The 22,017-nt window shown below is 46.3% G+C and carries 20 protein-coding genes; 12 read left to right on the top strand and 8 right to left on the bottom strand.

Annotated elements, in window-relative coordinates:
- Positions 1-984 carry an alpha-ketoacid dehydrogenase subunit beta gene (locus QT984_RS11800; protein ID WP_333109434.1) on the bottom strand — a complete coding sequence of 328 codons (984 nt, stop codon included), beginning with the start codon at positions 982-984 and terminating at the stop codon, positions 1-3.
- Between the two features lie 378 nt (positions 985-1,362).
- On the opposite strand from QT984_RS11800, the gene QT984_RS11805 reads away from it, so the two are divergent.
- Complete coding sequence (locus QT984_RS11805) at positions 1,363-1,926, top strand: Uma2 family endonuclease (RefSeq protein ID WP_333374063.1); 564 nt, start codon at positions 1,363-1,365, stop codon at positions 1,924-1,926.
- Positions 1,927-1,961: 35 nt separating this feature from the next.
- Here QT984_RS11805 and QT984_RS11810 read toward each other — a convergent pair whose 3' ends face one another.
- Entirely contained in the window at positions 1,962-2,207 is a 246-nt protein-coding gene (locus QT984_RS11810; protein ID WP_333374065.1) for a type II toxin-antitoxin system HicB family antitoxin, read from the bottom strand.
- Between the two features lie 81 nt (positions 2,208-2,288).
- A complete protein-coding gene (locus tag QT984_RS11815; protein WP_333374067.1) occupies positions 2,289-3,656 on the bottom strand; it encodes an NACHT domain-containing protein in 1,368 nt (455 codons plus the stop codon).
- Positions 3,657-4,045: 389 nt separating this feature from the next.
- Here QT984_RS11815 and QT984_RS11820 point away from each other — a divergent pair, with 389 nt between their 5' ends.
- Positions 4,046-4,885: an SH3 domain-containing protein gene (locus QT984_RS11820; RefSeq protein ID WP_333271332.1), complete on the top strand. Its 840-nt coding sequence runs from the start codon at positions 4,046-4,048 to the stop codon at positions 4,883-4,885.
- Positions 4,886-5,014: 129 nt separating this feature from the next.
- Here the strand turns inward: QT984_RS11820 and QT984_RS11825 are convergent, their stop codons facing one another.
- A complete protein-coding gene (locus QT984_RS11825; protein WP_333054492.1) occupies positions 5,015-5,740 on the bottom strand; it encodes a M15 family metallopeptidase in 726 nt (241 codons plus the stop codon).
- A 300-nt stretch (positions 5,741-6,040) separates the two neighbouring features.
- Positions 6,041-7,336, bottom strand: coding sequence for an adenylosuccinate lyase (gene purB / locus QT984_RS11830; protein ID WP_333054557.1), 1,296 nt, complete (start codon positions 7,334-7,336; stop codon positions 6,041-6,043).
- A 231-nt stretch (positions 7,337-7,567) separates the two neighbouring features.
- Here purB and QT984_RS11835 point away from each other — a divergent pair, with 231 nt between their 5' ends.
- Positions 7,568-7,774, top strand: a complete 207-nt coding sequence (locus QT984_RS11835; protein WP_106148795.1) for a type II toxin-antitoxin system HicA family toxin — start codon at positions 7,568-7,570, stop codon at positions 7,772-7,774.
- On the top strand, positions 7,771-8,001 hold the full coding sequence (locus tag QT984_RS11840; protein WP_015175593.1) for a type II toxin-antitoxin system HicB family antitoxin: 231 nt from the start codon (positions 7,771-7,773) through the stop codon (positions 7,999-8,001). The genes QT984_RS11835 and QT984_RS11840 overlap by 4 nt, the downstream gene beginning before the upstream one ends.
- 5 nt (positions 8,002-8,006) lie before the next feature.
- Here the strand turns inward: QT984_RS11840 and QT984_RS11845 are convergent, their stop codons facing one another.
- Positions 8,007-8,255, bottom strand: coding sequence for a DUF2281 domain-containing protein (locus QT984_RS11845; RefSeq protein WP_333054490.1), 249 nt, complete (start codon positions 8,253-8,255; stop codon positions 8,007-8,009).
- 295 nt (positions 8,256-8,550) lie between these two features.
- Between QT984_RS11845 and QT984_RS11850 the strand changes: the two genes are divergently transcribed.
- From QT984_RS11850 to QT984_RS11860, 3 genes are read left to right on the top strand one after another with little or no spacing between them, the layout of a single operon-like run.
- The gene (locus QT984_RS11850; protein WP_333054489.1) at positions 8,551-8,775 is read left to right on the top strand and encodes a type II toxin-antitoxin system HicB family antitoxin; all 225 of its coding nucleotides are present in this window, start codon (positions 8,551-8,553) and stop codon (positions 8,773-8,775) included.
- 38 nt (positions 8,776-8,813) lie between these two features.
- The gene (locus QT984_RS11855; RefSeq protein WP_333054488.1) at positions 8,814-9,260 is read left to right on the top strand and encodes an excisionase family DNA-binding protein; all 447 of its coding nucleotides are present in this window, start codon (positions 8,814-8,816) and stop codon (positions 9,258-9,260) included.
- Positions 9,261-9,279: 19 nt separating this feature from the next.
- On the top strand, positions 9,280-9,858 hold the full coding sequence (locus QT984_RS11860) for a PIN domain-containing protein (protein ID WP_333054487.1): 579 nt from the start codon (positions 9,280-9,282) through the stop codon (positions 9,856-9,858).
- An 18-nt stretch (positions 9,859-9,876) separates the two neighbouring features.
- On the opposite strand, the gene QT984_RS11865 is transcribed toward QT984_RS11860, so the two are convergent.
- Positions 9,877-11,049: a DNA cytosine methyltransferase gene (locus tag QT984_RS11865; protein WP_333054486.1), complete on the bottom strand. Its 1,173-nt coding sequence runs from the start codon at positions 11,047-11,049 to the stop codon at positions 9,877-9,879.
- 383 nt (positions 11,050-11,432) lie between these two features.
- Between QT984_RS11865 and QT984_RS11870 the strand changes: the two genes are divergently transcribed.
- The 4 genes from QT984_RS11870 to QT984_RS11885 all read left to right on the top strand — a co-directional run bounded on the left by QT984_RS11870 (position 11,433) and on the right by QT984_RS11885 (position 16,650).
- Positions 11,433-12,488, top strand: coding sequence for an alpha/beta fold hydrolase (locus tag QT984_RS11870; RefSeq protein ID WP_333338008.1), 1,056 nt, complete (start codon positions 11,433-11,435; stop codon positions 12,486-12,488).
- A gap of 306 nt (positions 12,489-12,794) precedes the next feature.
- On the top strand, positions 12,795-14,396 hold the full coding sequence (locus QT984_RS11875) for a metallophosphoesterase (RefSeq protein ID WP_333054484.1): 1,602 nt from the start codon (positions 12,795-12,797) through the stop codon (positions 14,394-14,396).
- A 182-nt stretch (positions 14,397-14,578) separates the two neighbouring features.
- Positions 14,579-15,307, top strand: coding sequence for a DUF3891 family protein (locus QT984_RS11880; RefSeq protein WP_333054483.1), 729 nt, complete (start codon positions 14,579-14,581; stop codon positions 15,305-15,307).
- 374 nt (positions 15,308-15,681) lie between these two features.
- Complete coding sequence (locus QT984_RS11885; protein ID WP_333374069.1) at positions 15,682-16,650, top strand: YegS/Rv2252/BmrU family lipid kinase; 969 nt, start codon at positions 15,682-15,684, stop codon at positions 16,648-16,650.
- 52 nt (positions 16,651-16,702) lie between these two features.
- On the opposite strand, the gene QT984_RS11890 is transcribed toward QT984_RS11885, so the two are convergent.
- Complete coding sequence (locus tag QT984_RS11890; RefSeq protein ID WP_006631047.1) at positions 16,703-17,059, bottom strand: hypothetical protein; 357 nt, start codon at positions 17,057-17,059, stop codon at positions 16,703-16,705.
- Between the two features lie 380 nt (positions 17,060-17,439).
- On the opposite strand from QT984_RS11890, the gene QT984_RS11895 reads away from it, so the two are divergent.
- On the top strand, positions 17,440-21,933 hold the full coding sequence (locus QT984_RS11895; protein WP_333374071.1) for a WD40 domain-containing protein: 4,494 nt from the start codon (positions 17,440-17,442) through the stop codon (positions 21,931-21,933).
- Positions 21,934-22,017 lie beyond the last annotated feature (84 nt).

The following is a 22,017-nucleotide window of genomic DNA, read 5'->3' on the forward strand; positions in this document are numbered from 1 at the left end:
TTATACTCGCAAAGCTACCATTTTTTGGACGGCTTCGACAATTTGATTGGGCTGGACAATGGTCAGTCTTTCCAAATTGCCGTTGTAAGGTGTGGGAATATCTTGTGAAGACAGGCGCAAAACCGGTGCGTCGAGTTCGTCAAAAAATCGATCACTGATTGAGGCAATTAGTTCGGCACCAATGCCTCCTGTTTTCATGCACTCCTCTACAATAATTACTTTGTGAGTTTTGCGAATGGATGCGCCGATGGTCTCCATGTCCAGGGGTTTGAGAGAAATGAGGTCGATTACTTCTGGATCGTAACCTTCTTTTACCAGGGCGGGCACGGCTTGCATGACGTGGTGCCGCATCCGGGAATAAGTCACGATTGTGACATCTTTGCCCGATCGCACAATTTCTGCTTTGTCCAGCGGCACTAAATATTCTGTTTCTGGCAAATTTTCTTTCAGGTTGTAAAGAAGAACGTGCTCGAAAAACAGAACGGGGTTATCGTCGCGGATGGCTGATTTTAAGAGTCCTTTGGCGTTGTAGGGAGTCGAACAGGCGACTATTTTCAAACCCGGTACTGCTTGGAAATATGCTTCTAACCGCTGGGAGTGTTCGGCGCCGAGTTGCCGGCCCACGCCCCCGGGCCCACGAATTACCATTGGCATTTTGAAGTTGCCGCCCGATGTGTAGCGCAGCATTCCGGCGTTGTTGGAAATTTGGTTGAAGGCCAGCAGCAAAAAGCCCATGTTCATGCCTTCGATGACCGGCCGCAATCCCGTCATTGCTGCGCCTACTGCCATACCCGTAAAGCTATTTTCGGCGATCGGGGTGTCGAGCACTCTAAGTTCGCCGTATTTGTTGTAGAGGTCTTTGGTGACTTTGTAGGAACCGCCGTATTGACCTACGTCTTCGCCGAGTACGAATACGGCGGAGTCGCGGGCCATTTCTTCGTCTAACGCCTCGCGGAGGGCGTTGAACAATAAGGTTTCTGCCATAGGAGGTTAAGCAATGATTGCAGGAGGGTCAGACTAGAATATTAACCTTTTGGGGGTGTCGATCTAGGAGTCGATCGCAAATTCGGCAGTTAAAACCTGAGATTTTGCCAATCTTTATCATAACATTTGTATTATGTCAATCAATATTTAAGTCATGCAACCTTAGCTGTAGGGTGTGTCGGGATCAACAATCCTCAAGAAAAAGCGACAATCTAGTAGCGACGCACCTGTGCTTGCAAGACTCGTGGAAACAAACCTATATGTAAGGTGCGTCGCCACTCGAAAAGTCGATATAATTTAGAGATTAAAAATGGCGACGCACCCTACGAATACTAAGCTTTTGTCGCATTCTATGCCGTTTAACAGCAGAAAAACACCATGCTCCAGACAAAAACTCAACTCACTTTGGAAGAGTTTCTCACTCTTCCCGAAGGAGAAGGCGATATTACCTACGAACTTATTGACGAGCAAGCAGTACCGAAGATGTCACCTAAAAAATTTCATTCTCGCCTCACCCGAAGCCTAATAAAAATCCTCGAACAGTGGGGTGAGGAACGGGGAGAAATTGGTGTAGAATGGGCGGTAAGATTAACCAGACTGGGGCGAGACTGGGTGCCAGTACCCGATCTTTTATATGTTTCTTACGAACGCTTATCTCCTGACTGGAATCAAGATGAAGCCTGTCCTGTCGTCCCCGAATTAGTCATAGAAATTATTTCACCCGAACAAACTTTCGGTCAGTTAGCTGCTAAAGCGAGAGATTATTTAGATGCTAAGGTATTGCGGGTTTGGATAGTAGATAGCAAGGCTAGAAGCATTACAGTTTTTTACCCCGATGCAGCACCGCAGACTTATAGGGGAGATACGCTATTAACAGATACACTTTTTGATGGATTAGAATTTACGGCAGAACAGCTATTTCAAATGGCCAAAATACCATAAACTTTTTTTAGGATGAGTGTGTGGTAGTGGACAAGCTATTCCATATTTAAATCAATATTGTCAATGACGGGCATTCGATGTCGCAATTTCAACCCTAGCAAAATCCAGTCTTCCAAAGTTGATCGCAACTCATTTTGACACTCTTTTAACGTTGAACCAAAGGCGATGACTCCCTTGCAAACAGGAATTTTCCCCACAAAGCTATGATCTTCAAGTTTGTCATACATAGCCTCAGCCATTGCTTTGTCAACGTATTCGCTCAGAATGAATTTTACAGTCATTGAGTTTCCTTTTGCTTGTCGAATATTGGAATCTCCTTCACAGTTACATCCATTATATTTGTTTTTGTCAACCTCCGGCATTTATATCTCTGAAAAATGTTTTTGCAATAAATCGTGAATAAATCGGTAGCGCCGATCGCCCGTTTTTTGCAGCAGCAGGCGATCGCCCGCAGCATCGAGAAAACGCCTGTAATCCCAAGGAATGTATCCGTTCGACCACAGCACCAGGCGCAATATAAACCTTTCAATCCCCGGAATTCCCGGCAAAAAAGCACTAATTACCGCAGCAATAGCACCCGCAATTATTCCCCCAATTGACCCGGAGACTAGGGTGGCAATTAATCCCAAAATCACCCAAATCAGGCCGCCAAGCAGCTTAACTCCAAACTGATACTTGCGCCGTTCATCGGCTGTTTGCAGCCAGCTAGACGGTATGCGATCGAGGTAAAATTCTTGAATTCCTTGCTCTTCCATCCTTCTCGCCAGCCATCCCAGCCAGTAGCGAATTTGTTCGGGCCGCAGTTCCTTACCTCTGGGATACTGCTTGACTTGCCCGGTGATTTGGTGGCGAATATAGGCAGTTAAGAGATATTTGCGCTGTTCTTCGGCCGAAGTTATGCGCTTCCAAGCTTCAATTAAAATATCGTCGTAAGCCAAAGCCATCATGCTCAAAAGCAAGGGAACTTTTGCCAATTTCAACAACTCCGGCTCATGCTCAATGCTGTACCAAAGTTCTCGACTTCTGGCTTCTAGCAGATAATTTTGGATTTTAGTTTCTGTTAAAGGTTTCAATAAAACCGCTGCTTGCAGGCGAAATCGACTTTCGCAGTTTTTGTAAGCATCAAAACTGCTGCAAGCTACTAAATGTTTGGGTTTGAATTGGCTTTCCACAAACTGATTGATTGCTTGAATGCAGCTATTTTGGCGGTGGGTTTCCACTTCGTCCAAGCCATCTAAGAGAGGCAGCAATTTTTGTTCGGCAAGCCATTTTTTGCCGACAGCAGGAGAGATGCCGTATTTGAACTGAAGTTGAGCAATTAACCAATCTGCGATCGCCCCGGATTCTGCTTTCCACGATCCGAGTTCAAACAGCACTGGTACTGGAAAACTAGCATCTTTTTGGGCGCGGGAAATTAACACGCGAGCTAATTCTAGCAGCGTCGTAGTTTTGCCTGCACCCGTCGCTCCCAAAATTACCAATTTGCCACCGGTGCGATCGAACACTTTGGCAATGCTGGCTTTGGGAGGAAGCCGAAAACTCGGACGGTTCCCCGCTTTCACTTCCACATCCCAACAGCGGTTAACACCAACAGGCGACGAGTCTTGACTGAGGTTAGCCAGCACAGCAGCGTGCAAAGACTGCGCGAGGCCTGCTTGGACTTCCTGCTTCACCTCCTCCAACAATCTATCGCGAGGCGGTTGTAATCTCAGAGGAATCAATTTTGACATTTTATGTACCTCGCGCTGAACGCTTACTTTCGCAAATTTGCGCGCAAATAACCCAGAGCAAGATTACCATCAGTATAGGCGTCCAGTATATATTGACTCAAATTATTGCGACAATTATGGATCTGAAATTTTATCTAAAAATCCTGACAAGCGAATTTCAAAGCTGGTACCCGCCACGTGATTTATCCGTGGAATCAATCCCAAATCGAAAATCTAAAATCCTTGCGTCCCCCGAATTTATCTGGCGCAAGTCAATCCAAAATCCAAAATCTAAAATCTAAAATCGAATGACCCTGTGGTCGGCACTAGGTATTTCCACTATAAATTAACTGGCGATCGCCCCAACTCCCAAACAAAAATTATTAGTATAGATACAGAGAGGGTTTTTTATGTCATTTACGAAGCGTCAAATCATCACAGTAAGCTTAGCAGGAGTGGCAACAGCGGTGGGAGTGGCCGTTGCAACTATACAGTCGGGTGCGATGAAACAATCCAATCCTCCCCTTGCAGAATCGCCCGCATCCACCAGAAACCAGATTGCAGGGCCGACGAAAAACCCTGAATCTCGGCAACCAGAACCTCTGCAAGCACAAACCCAGGCGGCAGAATCTCCGAAATCCCAGCCCCAACCGGCAAAAACACCAGCACTTGAATCCTCGCTAGTTGCAGGAGTCCCTCCACGAAAAGTTGAGCCCGTAGTTGTCACACCGCCAAATTCGGGTTGCAAAATCAGCCAAGCTGTAGTCAGCGATCCGAATCCACCGCTAAATGTGCGATCGATCCCGCAAGTAAGGGGCAGCCAAATAGTAGGAAAACTTAAAAATAATACCTTTGTTTCAGTCGCCGAAGAACAAAACGGTTGGCTGCGAATTACAGATCCGCCCGGTTGGATTGCCAAAAACCGCACCGAAAGCAGTTGTTCTAACGTCAACCAGCAGATTAATTTTCGGCCGGGAGGAGATGAGGCAATTGTTAAAGGTCGAATTATCGGCGGCGGCACTCACTCTTACCGGATTCGCGCCCGAAAAGGTCAAACAATGACTGTTAGGAATCGGAAAGATGTTTTTCCGCAAATTATAACTCCTCGTGGCCAACTATTAGCAGGAAATCCTTATGAAGGCAATGAAACAGAGTGGACGGGAAAAGTGCCAGTAACAGGCAATTACACATTACAATTAGACTCGAATTTCCGGGGATACGAATACGAATTTTCGGTAAAATTGCGATAAATATGCAGGTTTATAGAATGATAATTACGCACGGGTGGTCAGAAACCGGGTTTTTACGAGAAGACGCGTTGTGGCGCACAGATTCGCGAAAAAACCCGGTTTCTTTGTCGGAGTGCATAAGTCCTAAAATTAAGGAATCGCCCCAAGGGATATATCAAGAATTGCAAACTTCTGCCAATCCTCCGAATCAAAGTGCCACCATTCGGTTGTGATACCCATAAATCCGTGTTTTTTCATCGCATCCTTAAGCACTTGACGATTTTTCCGAGATTCTGCGCTGCCGCCTTGATAATCTCCGTGAGCTTTTTCGGTAAAATCATCGTAAGGTGTAGGCATTTCTAATTCTTTGCCGGTGCGATCGACTAAAGTCAAATCAATAGCAGCACCGCGATTGTGCCGCGAACCCCTAGCAGGATTAGCAACATAGCGCGGATCTGGCCAAGCTTGCCACATTTGCTTAGTGACAGAGAAAGGCCTGTAGCAATCGTAAACTTTCAAACCCAATCCGATTTTTTCCAAATCAGTTTGAACTAGCCCTAACTTTTGAGCAACAGAACTTCTCAAGGCGCATTTCGATATAGGGTAAAGTTTCCGTTTCAAGAAATTGTTAGTAGTGGCGTACCGGATATCGAGGCGAATGTTGGGATTTACGGTGCGGATGTCAACCAGTCGCGCCCCAGGGGGAAGTTGACTCATGAAAATGCTTTCTGGTACTACTGGGTTTGGTTCTGGTTGGGTAATTTGCACTTGTGGTGGCTCCTGGGCGCGGACAAATGTTGTATAATTCAGTGTGGTTGTAGATAGTAATATTAGAGCGAATACAATTAAATATTTTGTAAATCGGTTTAATTTCATAGCTGTGTTAAGTGGATATTTAATAGAGTTTTTACATTGGATATTTTGGGGAATTTTCGCGCTTTTCGTGTTGTCTGTCATCCCGCCAGACCGACAGGGGTTGAAACCCCTGTCTCATAGCTAAAGTCCTCTGAAGAGGACTGAAATATTTCTCTAAAACTTTTATTTTATGAGTCTTTCAGTCGGTTTTAACCGACTTTAGCTATGAGACGGGGGTTTTAACCCCCGGCGGACTGTGAAACAAGCGCGAGAACGCTCGCTCTCTTTTCTCTCTGAGTCATTTTTAATTGTTAATTCTCCTCAAATTCCCAAGCGCTGATACACTAAATCTAAGTGCCTCAATTGATACTGCGGATCGAAACAATCATCAATCTCTTTGGTGGTCATCTTAGCTGTTACCCGATCGTCCTTAGCAATTAAATTGTAGAAATTGCCGCCCGGTTTGTTCCAGGCTTCGTGAGCACAAGATTGCACAATTTTGTAGGCGTCTTCGCGACTCGTGCCTTTTTCTACTAAAGCTAACATCACCCGCTGGCTGAAGATGACTCCGCCGTAAAGGTTCATGTTTTGCTTCATGTTTTCGGGATAGACTAGCAGGTGTTTTACTAAGTCTGTGGTTTCTACTAACATGAAGTGAGTTACTGTAGAACTGTCGGGCAAAATCATCCGTTCTACGGAACTGTGAGAGATGTCTCGTTCGTGCCAAAGCGCTACGTTTTCTAAGGCTGCGACGGCGTTGGCGCGGACGATTCTCGCCATTCCTGTGAGTCTTTCCGATCGAATCGGGTTGCGTTTGTGAGGCATGGCGGATGAGCCTTTTTGCCCTTTGGAAAAGAATTCTTCGACTTCGAGAACATCGGTGCGTTGCAGGTTGCGGATTTCTACTGCAAAACGCTCGATCGATGCTGCTAAGAGTGCTAAGGTTTGGACGTATTCGGCGTGTCGATCGCGCGAAATGACTTGAGTCGATGCGGTATCGGGTTCGAGTCCGAGGTTTTGACAGGCGATCGCTTCAATTCGCGGATCGATATTAGCATAGGTTCCGACTGCGCCGGAGATTTTGCCGACTGCTATGGACGATTGCAAATTCACTAATCGGTCGCGGTTGCGAAAGACTTCTGCCAGCCATCCTGCTAGTTTAAAGCCAAAGGTGATGGGTTCGGCGTGAATTCCGTGCGATCGGCCAACCATCACGGTATTGCGATGCTGTTGAGCCTGATAGCGAATAGCTTGACTCAATTCTTCGACACGTTCTAACAAGATATTGACGCTAGCGACTAATTGCAGCGCCAAAGCGGTATCGAGCACATCGGAACTGGTTAAGCCGAGGTGAATGTAGCGGCCGGCATCGCCTACATATTCGTTGACATTTGTCAAGAAGGCGATCATGTCGTGGCGGACTTCGGCTTCTATTTCGAGCACTCGTTTGGGGTCAAAATTAGCCTTAGCTTTGATTTCTTCGACTGCGGCGGCGGGGATGTAGCCGAGTTCGGCTTGAGCTTCGCAGACAGCGATTTCTACTTGCAGCCAGCTTTTGAGTTTGGCGGTTTCAGTCCAGATGTTGCCCATTTCGGGCAAAGTGTAGCGCTCTATCACGGTGGGAGTTGGGGAATGCGATCGTCCTATTGTACCTCTGCGAGGCGATGCAAGGGCCATAGGATTTAGCATGGGGCCCAGAAACCGGGTTTTTACCGAATCTGCGGGCTACAACGGGTCTTTTCGTAAAAACCCGGTTTCTTTGGTTGGAGTGCAGAAACTAGGTTTTTGTATTTTTGTAGTTTGGGCGATCGGCTACAATATCCTAAACCTGATTAGCTGGCATCACTCATGCCTAAAAAGATTCGAGAATTGAAAAGCCTATTGCTAAAAGCAGGGTTTACTTACCGACAGGGAAAGGGCAGTCACACTGTATGGGAACACCCTTTATTACCTGAAAAAATTACACTATCAGGTAATGATGGTGATGATGCACCTAATTATCACGAAAAAAGAGTAATTTCTGATTTGCAGAAACTGAAGGAGATAGAAGAATGAATAGCCATTACAGTCTCATCATCGAGTGGTCAGAAGAAGATCGACTTTTTGTTGTCAGCTTGCCTGAGTTTACCGATGTCATGCAGCCTTGCACTCACGGACACACTTACGAGGAAGCGGCCAAACACGGACAAGAATTGTTAGAAACATTGATAGAACTTTATCAAGAAGATGGTAAACCTCTACCAGAACCTCAAACTTTGGGAAAACGATTGCAGATTGCGTAAAGTTATTAATACAACGCATCAGGAAGTGGCTCGTTAAAATCCTCACTCATCCAGCCCATCCCTTGATGCAGACCCAAAACCCGTTGTTGCCCAGGAGGGGGTGCAGCTTCAACTGAAGTGTTTTCGGGGATCGATCGCATCTGTCGTTCCAGCAAAAACTCTGCAAAAGCTAACAGAAGCTGCTGATTTTCCGGGAGTAAGTGTTGTAACTTGCCTAGCAAATCTTCCAAAAGTTCGATCGTTTGAGAAGTCATCTTATTCCCCTCAATGTTGGCGATAGTCTCATTTTATCCGAACGTATACTATTTCATTTTAACTGAGCGATCGCCCTAATTGTACATCTGCGCGGCCTCGGTCTTGAGTCGGGATGGGGAATTTCGGGCGATCGGGCGATCGAGTATAATAATTCAGAACTTACGCACGGGTAGCCAGAAACCGGGTTTTTTAACCACAATACTTGCTTAAAACCCTCAATAAGAGTTAAAAAACCCGGTTTCTTTGTGGGCTAGGGTGTCCAGGACTATAATTTCAACCCGAAACTTCAGAACCATGAAATATACAATTGTTATCCAATGGTCAGAAGAAGATCGATGCTTTGTCGTATTTTTGCCCGAATTTGAGGATGTAATGCAACCAGTCACTCACGGAGATTCTTATGAAGAAGCTATCTACAATGCGCGAGAGGTACTAGAGTTACTAATCGAAAGCTGTGAAGCTGAAGGTAAGTCATTGCCAGCAATTAAGAAGATAGAACGATTATTTCAGGCTGAATGAAACCGTAAATCCTAGAAAAACACATCACAAGAGAGACTATGTTGAAACAAAAACCATCGCCAGAATCTGTTTTAATTACCGAACAAGAAACAGAAGCTATAAAAAAATTACAGCAGATTCTCAGCATCGAATCCCCACAAGTAAAATTAGTGGCAAGTAATGGAGAAGAAATTCTCATTCCCGAATCAGTTTACAATTTGTTGGGTCAAATTGTGCGCGCAATGGCATCGGGTCAAGCTGTATCGATAGTAACTCACAATCGCGAACTGACGGTGCATCAAGCTGCCGATCTCCTGAATGTATCGCGAGCGTTCATTGTCAAATTGCTAGATGAAGGAGCAATTCCTTATATTGAAGTTGGTTCGCGCCGACGCATACTTTTTCAAGATTTAATGACCTACAAGCAACAGCGTAAAGTTCAGCGACGCCAATTATTAGACGAGTTAATCGAGATGACTGAAGAAGCTGGCTTGTACGAGGAATAGGACTAATTGAATCTTTAATATGACTAAGCTGCGTGTTGTACTTGATGCTTGCGTCCTTTTCCCGATGTATTTGCGCGATACTCTGCTTTCCACTGCTGATGAAGATTTGTATTTACCCTATTGGTCTCAGAAAATCATTGATGAAGTAATAGGCAATCTTGTTAAAGGAGGAACACTTTCGCAGGAGAAAGCAAAGAATCTTGAAAGGACAATCAAAATAGCCTTTCCTGAAGCAATGGTTGAAGTGCCTGTCGCACTAGAGAAAGCAATGACCAACGATCCTAAAGACCGTCACGTTCTTGCCGCAGCCATAACTGCTGGAGCTGATATCATTGTCACCAATAATCTCAAGGATTTTAGAGAAAACGATCTAGCTCCTTGGAACATTATAGCACAGTCGCCCGATGAGTTTCTGAGCGATTTATTGGACGAATACCCGGACTCAATAGTTGATTTATTACAGCAACAGTCTCAAAAGTACAAAAATCCCCCAAAGACTTTTACTGAATTAATTAATTTTTTAGGTGAAAAAGCAGGTACACCAAAGTTTGCCAGTAATATATTATTAAAAGTTCAGCGTCGCGAGGAAAATCAGTAATATCTTATTTGCTAATTCTTAGGCTTTGCCTGGAAGAATAACTTTACTAGGTTTGTTCACAGCAATATCAGTCAAATATGGAATAAGTGCCAAGCCGATACACTCCGCCAAACGAGGCGGCACGGCATTTCCAATTTGCCACATTGCCTTTTTCATCGAACCTTCAAAAATAAATGAATCCGGGAAAGTTTGCAATCTTGCCATTTCGCGAGCTGAAATCACGCGATTAAGATAAGGATGAATATGAGTGCCGCCGTGATTTTCTTTAACAGTCATACTCGGTTTTCCCGGATACTGTCGCTTGAAAGCATCGGCGTAGCTTTCATACAAAGAACCGCCTGGTGGAACTTTAGCAAGTCTTTCCATGTACTCAACAGAATGACGAGTCCATTCGTGGTTAATTTCCGGTATGCGAGTATATTCTGGTAAATCATCAATTGCTGACTCAATCGCTTGGTATTGTTCTGGAAACAATTGCGGCTTCGGATAGGGATTTTGCATCCCAAATCTATTGGCAATAAAAATAGCTCGCGGGCGGATTTGCGCGACTCCATAGGCGGCTGATTCCAGAACAGCAACGGACATATGGGGATAGCCAATTTCCTGAAAAGCATCGCAAATGGCTTGCTTAACAGCTCCTTTTTTTATAGTCAATATTCCGGGTACATTTTCCATGACAACATACCAAGGACGTATTTCAGAGACCACGCGGACAAACTCTCTAAATAAGCGATTTCGAGGGTCGTTGGGGTCGCGTTTTCCTGCAACTGAGAAGCCTTGACACGGCGGCCCACCTACAACAACATGAACTTCTGGCGAACCAATTTCAGCGAGCAAGTTTTGGGGATTTAAGTTTTTTATATCGTCGCACAAGTGATGGCAATCGGGAAAGTTTTTTGTATGAGTTGCTGAGGCGATCGCATTAATTTCAACACTTGCTACTGGTCGAAAACCTGCTTGCAATAAACCTTGGGTCATGCCGCCCGCACCGCAAAAAAGATCGACAAATGTATAGTCGGATTTTGGCAGTGACTGAGATTCAATATCAATGAATATCTTGTAGGGGTCACAGTCATTTGCTTCGAGTTCGCGTTGGATGCGTTCGTAGCGCCCTAATTTTGCTTTCTTCTGCTTTTTGGCAGGAATTGGTTCTTCCTCGTTTGAGAATAAAGACAGTTGTATTGCTTCCATTTTATATTTGTTTACTGCGTTCTCTCTGATGTCGCCCACTTGGGCCAGGGTGTAGAGCTCGATCGCGCTTGGAGTCGCAGAGTGCGATCGTCCTATTGTACATCTGCGCGGGGATGCAAGACTCAGAAACCCTGTTTCTGAAAGCAACCAGGTTTTTGTAGTTTGGGCGCTCCGCTACAATATGCTAAACCTCGTTAGCTGGCATTCTTCTCTATTCGCCAATAAATGGTTCCAAATGAATAGCCATTAATATTTTGGCTTGACTTCGCCCTTGAGTGCATTTACTCAAAAAATATTGCGGTTTTCAGGTTTATTCGCTAGAATAGCCAACCTGTCAAGTAAAAAAATCCCACCAAAAAGACAGACATTTCCGACATCCGCTTATGACCATTGCCTATACTCCACCTTGGCTGCTGAACAACGGCCTGTTAATGACGTTGTACACCGCATTAAGGGCTAGTCGCCGCTGGGAAAAGACGATCGCTGACCCAGAGCCCCCTTACCGAGAACACATCTTTACTGGTGCCTGTGGAGTCCCGATTTTCGGCTGGGTTGCCATCCCCGAAAATCCCCGATATACCATTGTCGGCACTTACGGCATTACTGGCGATCTGGATAATCAATGGTATCTGAAGCTACTAGGCCGTAAAGCCTATGCCCAAGGCTGTGCATTGGTGTTATTTGACTGGCGAGCTCACGGCAAAACTGCCCAACTCTCTCCCACCCTGACTTCTGATGGTCTATACGAAGGTGAAGATTTCGTTCGGATTGCTGCCGCTGCTAAAGAAATGGGATGTCCCGCCCCTTTTTGGTTCACTGGTTATTCTCTGGGGGGACAATTAGCCTTGTGGGCCGTAAAATCAGCTCAGACGATCGCAGATTGGGGGCCTGACTTAGGGCTCGAAGAGTCAGAACTAGCAGGCGCGGCGGTGATTTGCCCCAGCTTGGACTCGAACCGTTCTCTGTCTTATCTAGTTAAAGATGAGTGGGGGAAATTTTTAGAAAAAGCGATCGCGCGACAGTTAAAAAAACTAGCAAAAAACATCGCCGCATCGCATCCAGGGGCGATCGATCCTGCCGCTATTGAACGCGCCAACAGCATTTGGGGCTTTGACCATGAACTGGTAATTGGCCCGTTAGGTTTCTCCTCTGTGGAAGAATACTATGAGGCTAGCAGCGCTCTACACATTTTGCCTCACCTCAAAAAACCCACTTACATCCTTTATGCAGCAGACGATCCGATGTTTGATCCGGTGCTTGTCTCTGAGTTGCAAGCCATTGGCGCGAACAATTCTGCCTTAGAATTAGTGGTGACAGCCTACGGCGGTCATGTTGGGCATATCAGTAGTAAACGCTGTCAGCATCAATTTGGTGATAGCGATCGGTGGTGGGCCTGGAATCGGATTTTACAGTGGTTCGATGCCTTGAGTGTTGATTGAGATTATCAAATAAAACCTGAACACTCCTCGGCAATAGTTGCGGGAGGAAAGGATTAGGGGGTTTTTGGCCGTTGCTGTCGGTTTTAAGGAAATATTCTGGTAAAAAACCCGGTTTCTGAGTACCCGCGCCTCAAACCAAAGAAACCGGGTTTTTGGCCGTTGCGATCGGTTTTAACGCCGTATTCTCGTCCCAAACCCGGTTGCTGAGTACCCGCGCCTCGATTTTCAGCTTTTAGAGAGAGGTAAAAACTCGCCCGATCGCTACACTATTAACTAGGAACTCAGCAATTTTGGAGAAGAGGTGAATTGAAATTCGTTTCCGACCCGCAAATAAAAGTCAAAATCCGCAAAATGAACGAGCGGGTGCGGTGGCAAGAACAGTCGATCGTCCATCGGGGAATCGACCAAACTCGGATGGTTTTGGAATCTCCAACCACCGACTCTCCAGAGTTTTCGTTTTTAGTTGTAGGCGACAGCGGCACGGGCAATCACCGCGGCTACAATCCCCAGCGACAGATTGCCGAACAGATGGTCTCCGAGCGCGAAACTTGCCGTTTCGTCCTCCACACCGGCGATGTAGTTTATCTCGTCGGTTCCAGCGAATATTACTTGCAAAACTTTATTCGCCCCTACCGAGAATTTATAGTCGGCGGCGAGGAGCCATCTCGGATTGCCTACGATCGCATGGTGTTTAACTTTCCGTTTTTGCCCGTACCGGGAAACCACGACTATTACGACTTGCCGATAGTCTACGGCCTTCTGTCGGCGACAGCTTTGCCGCTGCGCCGGCTGTTGGGTTCCAAGTTGGATCTCGATGTCGGCTGGCACGGTTCCGATCGCGGAAACACCTACGCCAAAGCCTTTCTCGACTACCTGCAAGCTCACAAAATGCCGGGAGAACTCGATCGCCACCTAGACGCCCACTACACCGCCAGCACCAGCACAGGCCGCTGCCTCCGCTACCAACCCGGACGCTTTACCCGCTTACCCAACCGCTACTACACCTTCTGCAGTGGCGGCATCGACTTCTTCGCCCTTGACTCCAACACTTTCAACGAACCATTACCGATCCCGAAAACCAAACAGGGCGACATTCGCCGCCAGAATTTGGAACTCGATCGTCAGAAGTTGGAACAAGAAAAATTGGCAATGATCGAAATCTGCGATCGGCTAAACCCCGAAATTCCCGAGGAAGCCGAACAGCTAGACGACTTGGGCGCCAAGTTAGAGCAAGTTGACGAAATCCTGATGGATATTGACAAACAACTGTCGTCGCACAAAACAGCAGCCACAGACGTTGAACAGCTCGAATGGCTGAAAAAAAGGCTGATTGACTCTTGGCGGGATTCCGAGGTGCGGGGGCGGGTAATTTACCTGCACCATCCCCCCTACGTAACCGAGGCGACAAAGTGGAATCAAGCTCAAACTTTGGCGGTTCGGTTGCGATTGCGCGAGGTACTCGACGCGGTGGCCGATGCTGTTGGGGACGCGGCGCAGGGGCGTCCGCTAGTAGATTTGGTGCTGACGGGCCACGCTCACTGTTTGGAATACCTGCGGACTGGGGATACTGGACACGGCGACTCTGGGATTAATTGGATTGTCTGCGGGGGAAGCGGCCACAGTCTCCGCCGCCAGCGCCCGGAAGGGCCGATGTTGGAGGAAGCATTGAGTCCTGAAGCTTATCGGTTGGCGCGGCAGTCTGGTTCCGAAACAGCCAGCCGGCGGGTAGCGGAGTCTTTGCTATTTGTCGGCCGCAGCGGTCAAGGTTCCCACAAACGTCGTCCTTATTCGTGTTTGCGGATTGATGTTCTCGATGGGTGTCCCCCCAAATTCCGCATCCGACCTATTGTTGTCGAACGATTTGAGGGGAAATGGCAGGATATCTCGATCGAACCTTTTGTGATTTAGCATCAGTCATTCAATTGGATTGTGGGGAGTAGGGGTTGGGCACGCGAGCCCGCCCAAACAGGCACTCCGGCCTGTTCCACAAAAATTCAATTTGATTGTGGGTTGGGCACGCGAGCCCGCCCAAACAGGCACTCCGGCCTGTTCCAGAAAACCAACATCACTTAATTCAGGACAAAAATTCAATGATTGCTAACTTAACCGCCACCGGCTGGGAAATTATTTACCACCGCGCCCATGCTTTGCTCGCCGCCCAACTTGGCGGACAGTGGAAGCGCTCGAAATCTCCGCTTCGGTTGTACGAAACCATAGCCGCGATTTCGCATCACGATGATTTGGAGAAAGAGTGGGAAGAAAATATTTTAACTGAAGCGGGCGCGCCCTTTGATTTTACTTTGCAGACGGAAACTTCTCTGCCTAAAATTAAAGCCATGACGCAGAATTCCCTATATCGCGGTAGGTGGGTAGCCATGCTGATTTCTATGCACATGAGTTATCTCAACGAAGGAAAGCGGGGAGAGTCCAAGGAACTCGACGAATTTTTGGACGAACAACTGGAAAATCAAAAAAAATGGCAAAAAGAGTTGAAGATTTCCGAGGAAGATGCTAAGGCAGCTTATGCTTTTTTCCAGTGGTGCGATCGGCTATCATTAATTCTTTGCAGCCGCGAGTTACCTGCAGGAGAACGAGCTTTAGAAATTAGTGTCGGCCCGGACGGCAAGCGCTACGATATTGTACAGCACAGCAACGAACTCGTGACTGTAACTCCTTGGCCTTTTGAAGACGATAAATTTACTGTCAACGTCGAAGCGTGCAATTTAAATCAAGTCAAATTTGACACCAATGAGGAAATCAAGGAAGCGTTGCACAAAGCTCCGCGCAAAGTCTTAGAGTGGACTTTTGTCAAGTCTTAACTAAACCTTTGAAAAATAGGTGAGGGTTGTTGTCGAAGTTTAGCGGGCATGGCATTTGTGTTAACTTAATCTTAAAACCATGTCTCATATTATGTCGGGTCGATTACCCCTAATACGGTAGGGGTTCCCCTCACGAAAAATATCTGCCAATAATTGACAATCTCAAAAACCTGCCCTGTTAATCGCGGTCACTCGATCGGACATGATATCAATCAGCATTATAGTTGAGTCTTGATCCCCCCCTCACCCCCCTTAATCAGGGGGAGTAGGGGGTGGACAAGAACACTCAAAGTCAACTCCTACTCCCCTGATTAAGGGGGATTTAGGGGGAGCGAAACTTCGATATAAACGTTACGTATTACCTATTACCAACTATGAAACGTTCAGCTTGCCTAATTTTCAATCCAGTCGCCGGTAACAGCGACCCCGACCAAGACTTAGCTAGAATTCAGGAACTTTTAGAGCCTTTTATTGACTTAGACATTCGTCTGACAACCCCAGAATTAGACGCAGATCAAATCGCCCGCGAAGCAGTTGCTAGGGGAGTTGAAGAAATTATTGCTTCCGGGGGCGACGGCACATTATCAGCAGTTGCTGGGGCGATTGTGAGCACAAATATTCCTTTAGGAATTATTTCGCGGGGAACGGCTAATGCTTTTGCGAATGCTTTAGATATTCCGAATACAATTGAAACCGCCTGCGCCACTATTTTGGGAGGGTTGACGCGGGTAGTGGATGCCGGGATTTGCAACGGTGAAATGCCGATGGTTTTGTTAGCTGGAGTGGGTTTTGAGGCAGAAACCGTCGAACTAGCCGATCGCGAAATGAAGAATCGCTGGGGAATGCTGGCTTACATTTTGTCAGGAATTAAACAGTTAAACAATTTAGAAAGATTTGAAGCGGAAATAGAAACCGACGATAAAATTATCCACCTTACTGCTGTGGCCGTAACAGTAGCAAATGCAGCGCCGCCTACTTCCATTTTAGCTCAAGGCCCGGCGGGGATTGTTTTTGATGACGGCTTGCTGGACGTGACGCTGGTTGCGCCGGAGAATAAAGCTGGGGCGATCGCAGCTTCTTATCACCTATTGCAAACCGCTTTGAGCGGCAATCCTACCGATCGCGATGACATCGGTTATTTGCGGGCAAAAAAAATAAAAATTACTACCGATCCGCCTCAAAAAGTGGTTTTAGACGGGGAAATTATCGGCATGACTCCGGTTTCTATTGAGTGCGTTCCGGGAGGTTTAACTATTTTTGTACCGCGAGTTGAAGAAGCACCAGTGGTGGAAAAACTCACTGGTTTAGCGGACATCGAAGTTACATTGAAGCCCTCAACTTAAAAATTTTAGCGAAACAAACAAAAAGAAAGACCGCCCGGGCGGTCTTTTGTTTTTAGGCGTCTAAAATTTGGCGAATGCGGCGCTCCAAACGTTCGAGATCGAGTCCGCCTTCATCGCGGCTGATGCGTCGCACGGTGACGTTAACATTGCTCAAATCGGCAAGCAAATCTTGCAGGATTTCTTGTTGCTGCCGAGCTTGAGTTATTTCGCGCGGTTCCTGCACCAAATCGCGAACGATTGTATCTTCCGCGCGCGAAGCAACGATCGGGTCTGCTTCGCCGTCTACGTGTACGAAAGTGCGCCGACCGGGCCCCCGTTCTTCTTCAATTGGTATTACTGCTGTTACTCGATCGGAGCGTACATATTTGCCAAATCCCAGGTGGACTAAGACAGAAGATTGTATTTTCATAGATAGCAATTTTTATTTGTTAGTTATCTATATTTTAACTTTGCCAACTCAGAGATGACAACTAATATCCTAGCTGTTTGTACTACAATATGTGTCGGTATTTTCTGTGTTTTATAGTTGTCAATTTTCCTAAAAAGTGCTAAGTTAATTAACTGGATATAAGTTACCAACGGTGGGTCAGAAACCGGGTTTTTAACGAAAAGACGCGCTCCAACCAGCAGATTCGGTAAAAACCCGGTTTCTTTGGTCGGAGCGCGTAAATCCTGTTACCATAATAAAAATAGAGCAGTTTGCGATCGCCCGCAACGCATTTCAGGGACACAGCCTACCGATTCTAGATTTGAGCATTACTTCCACGGAAAAACAGGAAAGCCTAAATCATGCTAATTAGTCTCGACTTAGTTATCAGTATCCTGACGACAATTCCCTTCGGCACTATCAAAGACAAGTTTCAGCGCAACGAAACTGTCATCAAAATCTTAAAAAGATTTAACCTCGACCCGGATGCTCCGCCCGCAGATTTTAGCGGAGTTTATGTTTATACTTTAGTAGAATACGGCGCTGGCAAACCCAAGCAGATTTTAGAACTGTTTCGCCAAAAAGAGATTGAATCAGCATTTCGCAAAGCCTTCGAGTCCGATAGCCCAGCCATTTTAATTAAAGCAGGCGATGAATATCTGAATGAGAGTGCTTTAGGCAAAGAAATTCGAGATTTAGGCATTGACCCCAGACGGGAATTCATGGCATTTGCCGCCGTGTTTATGGAAGTAGCAAAGCGGACGCGGACGCTGGGAGATGTGATGATGGGAAATTCGATCGCCTCTTTGCAAAAACGCCTATCTATGGTAATGGATCGCATCGAACGCCTCCCCACTATCGAAGGAATTCGCACCGAATTTGCACGACTGGAAGCTGAAGATTATCCCGCACTTCCCGCAGCAGCATCAACTAATATTCAAAAGTCTCAAGCTTTTATTTTATCACAACAAGTTCGCGGGTGGTTTGAAACATTAAGTTATAAGTTTGAAACCTATCAAATCTCGGAGGATAACTATTTTGAATGGATTATCAATGTTCCTGTCAGACGCAATCGGTACGATCGCATTTTAGTGCGCGGAATTGCCGGAGAAGCCGGACTCAGAGACATCTCAGCCTTGCGCGAGTCGGTGGAAAAACAGCGCACCGATGAAGGATGGTTAGTCACCGCCCGCCGCATCAGTCGCGCCGCGCGGGATGAGGTAGAGAAAGACGAAAATCGTAATTTAGCTTGCTATACGTTTGATGAATTACTCGACCAAGATGCCGATTTTACCGCTTATCTGGATTGGCTAGAAACAGAAATTACTAGCCGAGAAATTGATACCAAATATGTGCCGCTAGCTTGTACGAAAGAAGAAATTGACCCCGATACTCACCGCAAGATAGGCGTGAGTCATTATGACGGGCGAGATGGCTGGATCGAAGGTTATATTGACCTGTGGTTGAATGACCCAGTAAAAGAACATATTTCAGTTTTAGGAGAATTTGGAACCGGCAAAACTTGGTTTGCGATGCACTATGCTTGGATGGCGCTGCAACGCTACAAAGAAGCTCAAAAGCGCGGCTTGGAACGTCCGCGTTTGCCGTTAGTAATTCCTTTGCGAGATTACGCGAAAGCAGTTAGCGTCGAGTCGCTGTTTTCCGAGTTTTTCTTTCGCAAGCACGAGATACCTCTGGCGGGTTATTCGGCCTTTGAACAACTGAATCGCATGGGCAAGTTTCTGTTAATTTTCGACGGTTTTGATGAAATGGCCGCTAAGTGCGATCGGCAAGAAACCATCAACAACTTCTGGGAACTAGCAAAAGCCGTCGTTCCCGGCGCAAAAGTCATCCTCACTTGCCGTACCGAACACTTTCCTGAAGGCAAGGAAGGACGGGCATTGTTCAATGCAGAACTGCAAGCATCAACAACCATTTTAACAGGCGAAACTCCCCAATTTGAAGTCTTAGAATTAGAGAAATTTAACGACGAGCAAATTCGGCAAGCGCTGTCATTTCAAACAGAAACGGCGACAGTGGAAAAAGTGATGGGAAACCCGCAACTATTGGATTTAGCGCGTCGCCCGGTGATGACCGAGTTAATTTTGGAAGCATTGCCGGATATTGAAGCTGGAAAACCAGTAGATATGTCGCGGATTTATCTGTATGCGGTGCGGCGGAAGATAGAGAGAGATATCAAAGCAGAACGTACTTTTACTTCTTTGGCAGATAAGCTTTACTTTTTGTGCGAACTGTCTTGGGAAATGCTGTCTACCGACCAAATGAGTCTCAATTATCGCGGTTTTCCCGATCGCATTCGCAGCTTGTTTGGTTCCGTGGTGCAAGAGGAAAAAGACTTAGACCACTGGCACTACGACATGATGGGTCAAACGATGCTGATTCGCAATGCAGATGGCGATTATACTCCGGCGCACCGTTCGTTATTAGAGTTTTTTGTCGCTTATAAATTTGCAGCAGAATTGGGAGTTTTGGCGGCAGATTTTACCGAATTAGTTGCGCCGGAACAGTCTTGTGTCAACCCTGATGCAGAACCTCGATCGTACACTTGGTCTAATTACTGTCGGCTTCAAGCAGAGAAGAGAAATAAGAATGAACTCATCGCGCCTTTAAAAGGATTTGTTGCTGAAGATTTAGGGCAACTTCTTCAGAGTTTCGGACAAGCGCGGCTGACTAAAGCTGTGATGGATTTGTTGTTACCAATGGTAGGGGCTGTACCCTCGTGCCGGCCCTGCCTCGATGTAGGGGCAGCTACGGAGGAATTATTGGAAATTCTGGAAGCAACGCGGGGAAAAACTGAAAGTGAGGTAGGTTATGTGGGAGGGAATGCGGCGACGCTGTTGGTGAAAATCGATCGAACTGCGTTAGAAGCAAAAGACCTTTCTCGTGCAGTTATTTTAGGTGCTGATTTTACAAATGCTAGTCTGCGCCACGTCAATTTTGCTGAAGCAAATTTAGCTAATTCTGATTTTACTAAAATCTTCAGCAGTGTTCGGTCAGTAATATTTAGTCCTGATGGCAAACTGTTAGCTACAGGTGATAGCGATGGCGTAGTTCGCTTGTGGGAAGCTAGCAGTGGCAGAGAAATATTGACCTGTAAAGGACATACCAACGTGGTGGAGTCAGTGACCTTCAGTCCTGACGGTGAGATACTTGCTAGCGGGAGTTATGACAAAACAATCAAGTTATGGGATGTCAAGAGTGGTGAATGTTTAAAAGTGTTGCAGGGACATACCGAATCAGTAATGTTTGTCACCTTCAATCCTGATGGAAATATACTCGCTAGTGGGAGTTTCGATCGCACGATAAGGTTATGGGATATCCGCACGCGTAAATGCCTGCAAATTTTGCAAGGTCATACTGAAAGTGTGTTTTCAGTGGCTTTCCATCCTGCTGGTGAGATGCTTGCCAGTGGCAGCAGCGACACAACAGTAAGGTTGTGGAATATTCACACTGGTGAATGCCTGCAAATTTTGCACGGTCATACTAAAAACGTGTTTTCAGTTGCTTTCAATTCTATTGGTGAAATACTTGCTAGCGGCAGCGGCGACGAAACAGTGAAGCTGTGGAATATCGGCAGCGGTGAATGTCTCAAAACTTTGGAGGGACATTTCGGTCATGTACGGTCAATAGCCTTCAGTCCTTCGGACGAAATACTCGCAAGTGGAAGTCAGGATTGCACAGCAAAACTGTGGGATATCAACAGCGGTGAATGCTTGAATACTTTGCAAGGGCATAACGATCGAGTAGGGTCAGTCGCCTTCAGTCCAAACAGTGAAATACTTGTTAGCGGCAGTTACGATAAAACGCTGAGGCTGTGGGCTATTAACAGCGGTGAATGCTTGAATACGCTGCAAGGGCATAGCAATCAAGTAAGGTCGATCGCCTTCAGCCCCAACGGTGAAATGCTGGCCAGCAGCGATGATGAAAAAACAGTCAAGCTGTGGGATGTCAGCAGTGGTGAATGCCTCCAAATCTTGCACGGACATCTCGATCGGGTAGACTTGGTTGCTTTCAGTCCAAATGGTAAGCTACTTGCTAGCAACAGTTATGACGAAACATTGAGGGTATGGGATATTCGCAGCGGTGAATGCCTTCATACTTTGCCAGAAGTTGACAATGAAACACGATCGATCGCCTTCAGTCCAAATGGTGAAATACTTGCGAGTGCAGGTTACAAACAAACGGTGAGGTTGTGGCATATCGGTACTGGCGAATGTCTCAAAACGTTGCACGGGCATAACAATTCTGTATACTCGGCTGCTTTCAGTCCTTTGGGTGAGATATTTGCCAGTGCAGGTTTTGACGGAACGGTGAGGCTGTGGGATATCCATACTGGTGAAGGCCTCCACATCTTACAGGGGCATACGGGTTGGTCACGCGCGATCGCCTTTAGCCAGAACGGTGAAATACTTGCCAGTGGAAGTGTCGATCGAACAGTAAGATTATGGGATGTTCGCAGTGGTGAATGCCTCCAAATCTTACAGGGGCATACTGATTGGATACGTTCAGTTGCCTTTAGTTATTCTGGTGAAATAGTTGCTAGTGGAAGTGTAGATGGAACGGTAAGAATATGGGATATTCGTACAGGTGAATGTCTAAAAATTTTGCAATGTCATACCAGTAGAATTAACTCTGTTGCCTTCAGTTCAAATGAAAAAATTATTGCTGCTTGCTGTCGGGATGGCACAATTAGACTTTGGGATATTGAGACTGGTGAGTGCCTCAAAATATTGAAAAGTGACAGACCTTATGAAAACATGAATATTGCAGGAGTTACGGGTTTAACGGAAGTTGAAAAAGCCACGCTCAAAGCTTTAGGGGCTGTTGAAAATTAATCGTCGCAAAGGCTGTCACTCCACTAAGTCCGACAGGGAATGAATTCCCTGTCTAATAGCGAAAGTCCTCTAAAGAGGACTAAA

Origin of the sequence: Microcoleus sp. Z1_B2 (assembly GCF_036700325.1) — a bacterium.
Classification (GTDB): domain Bacteria; phylum Cyanobacteriota; class Cyanobacteriia; order Cyanobacteriales; family Microcoleaceae; genus Microcoleus.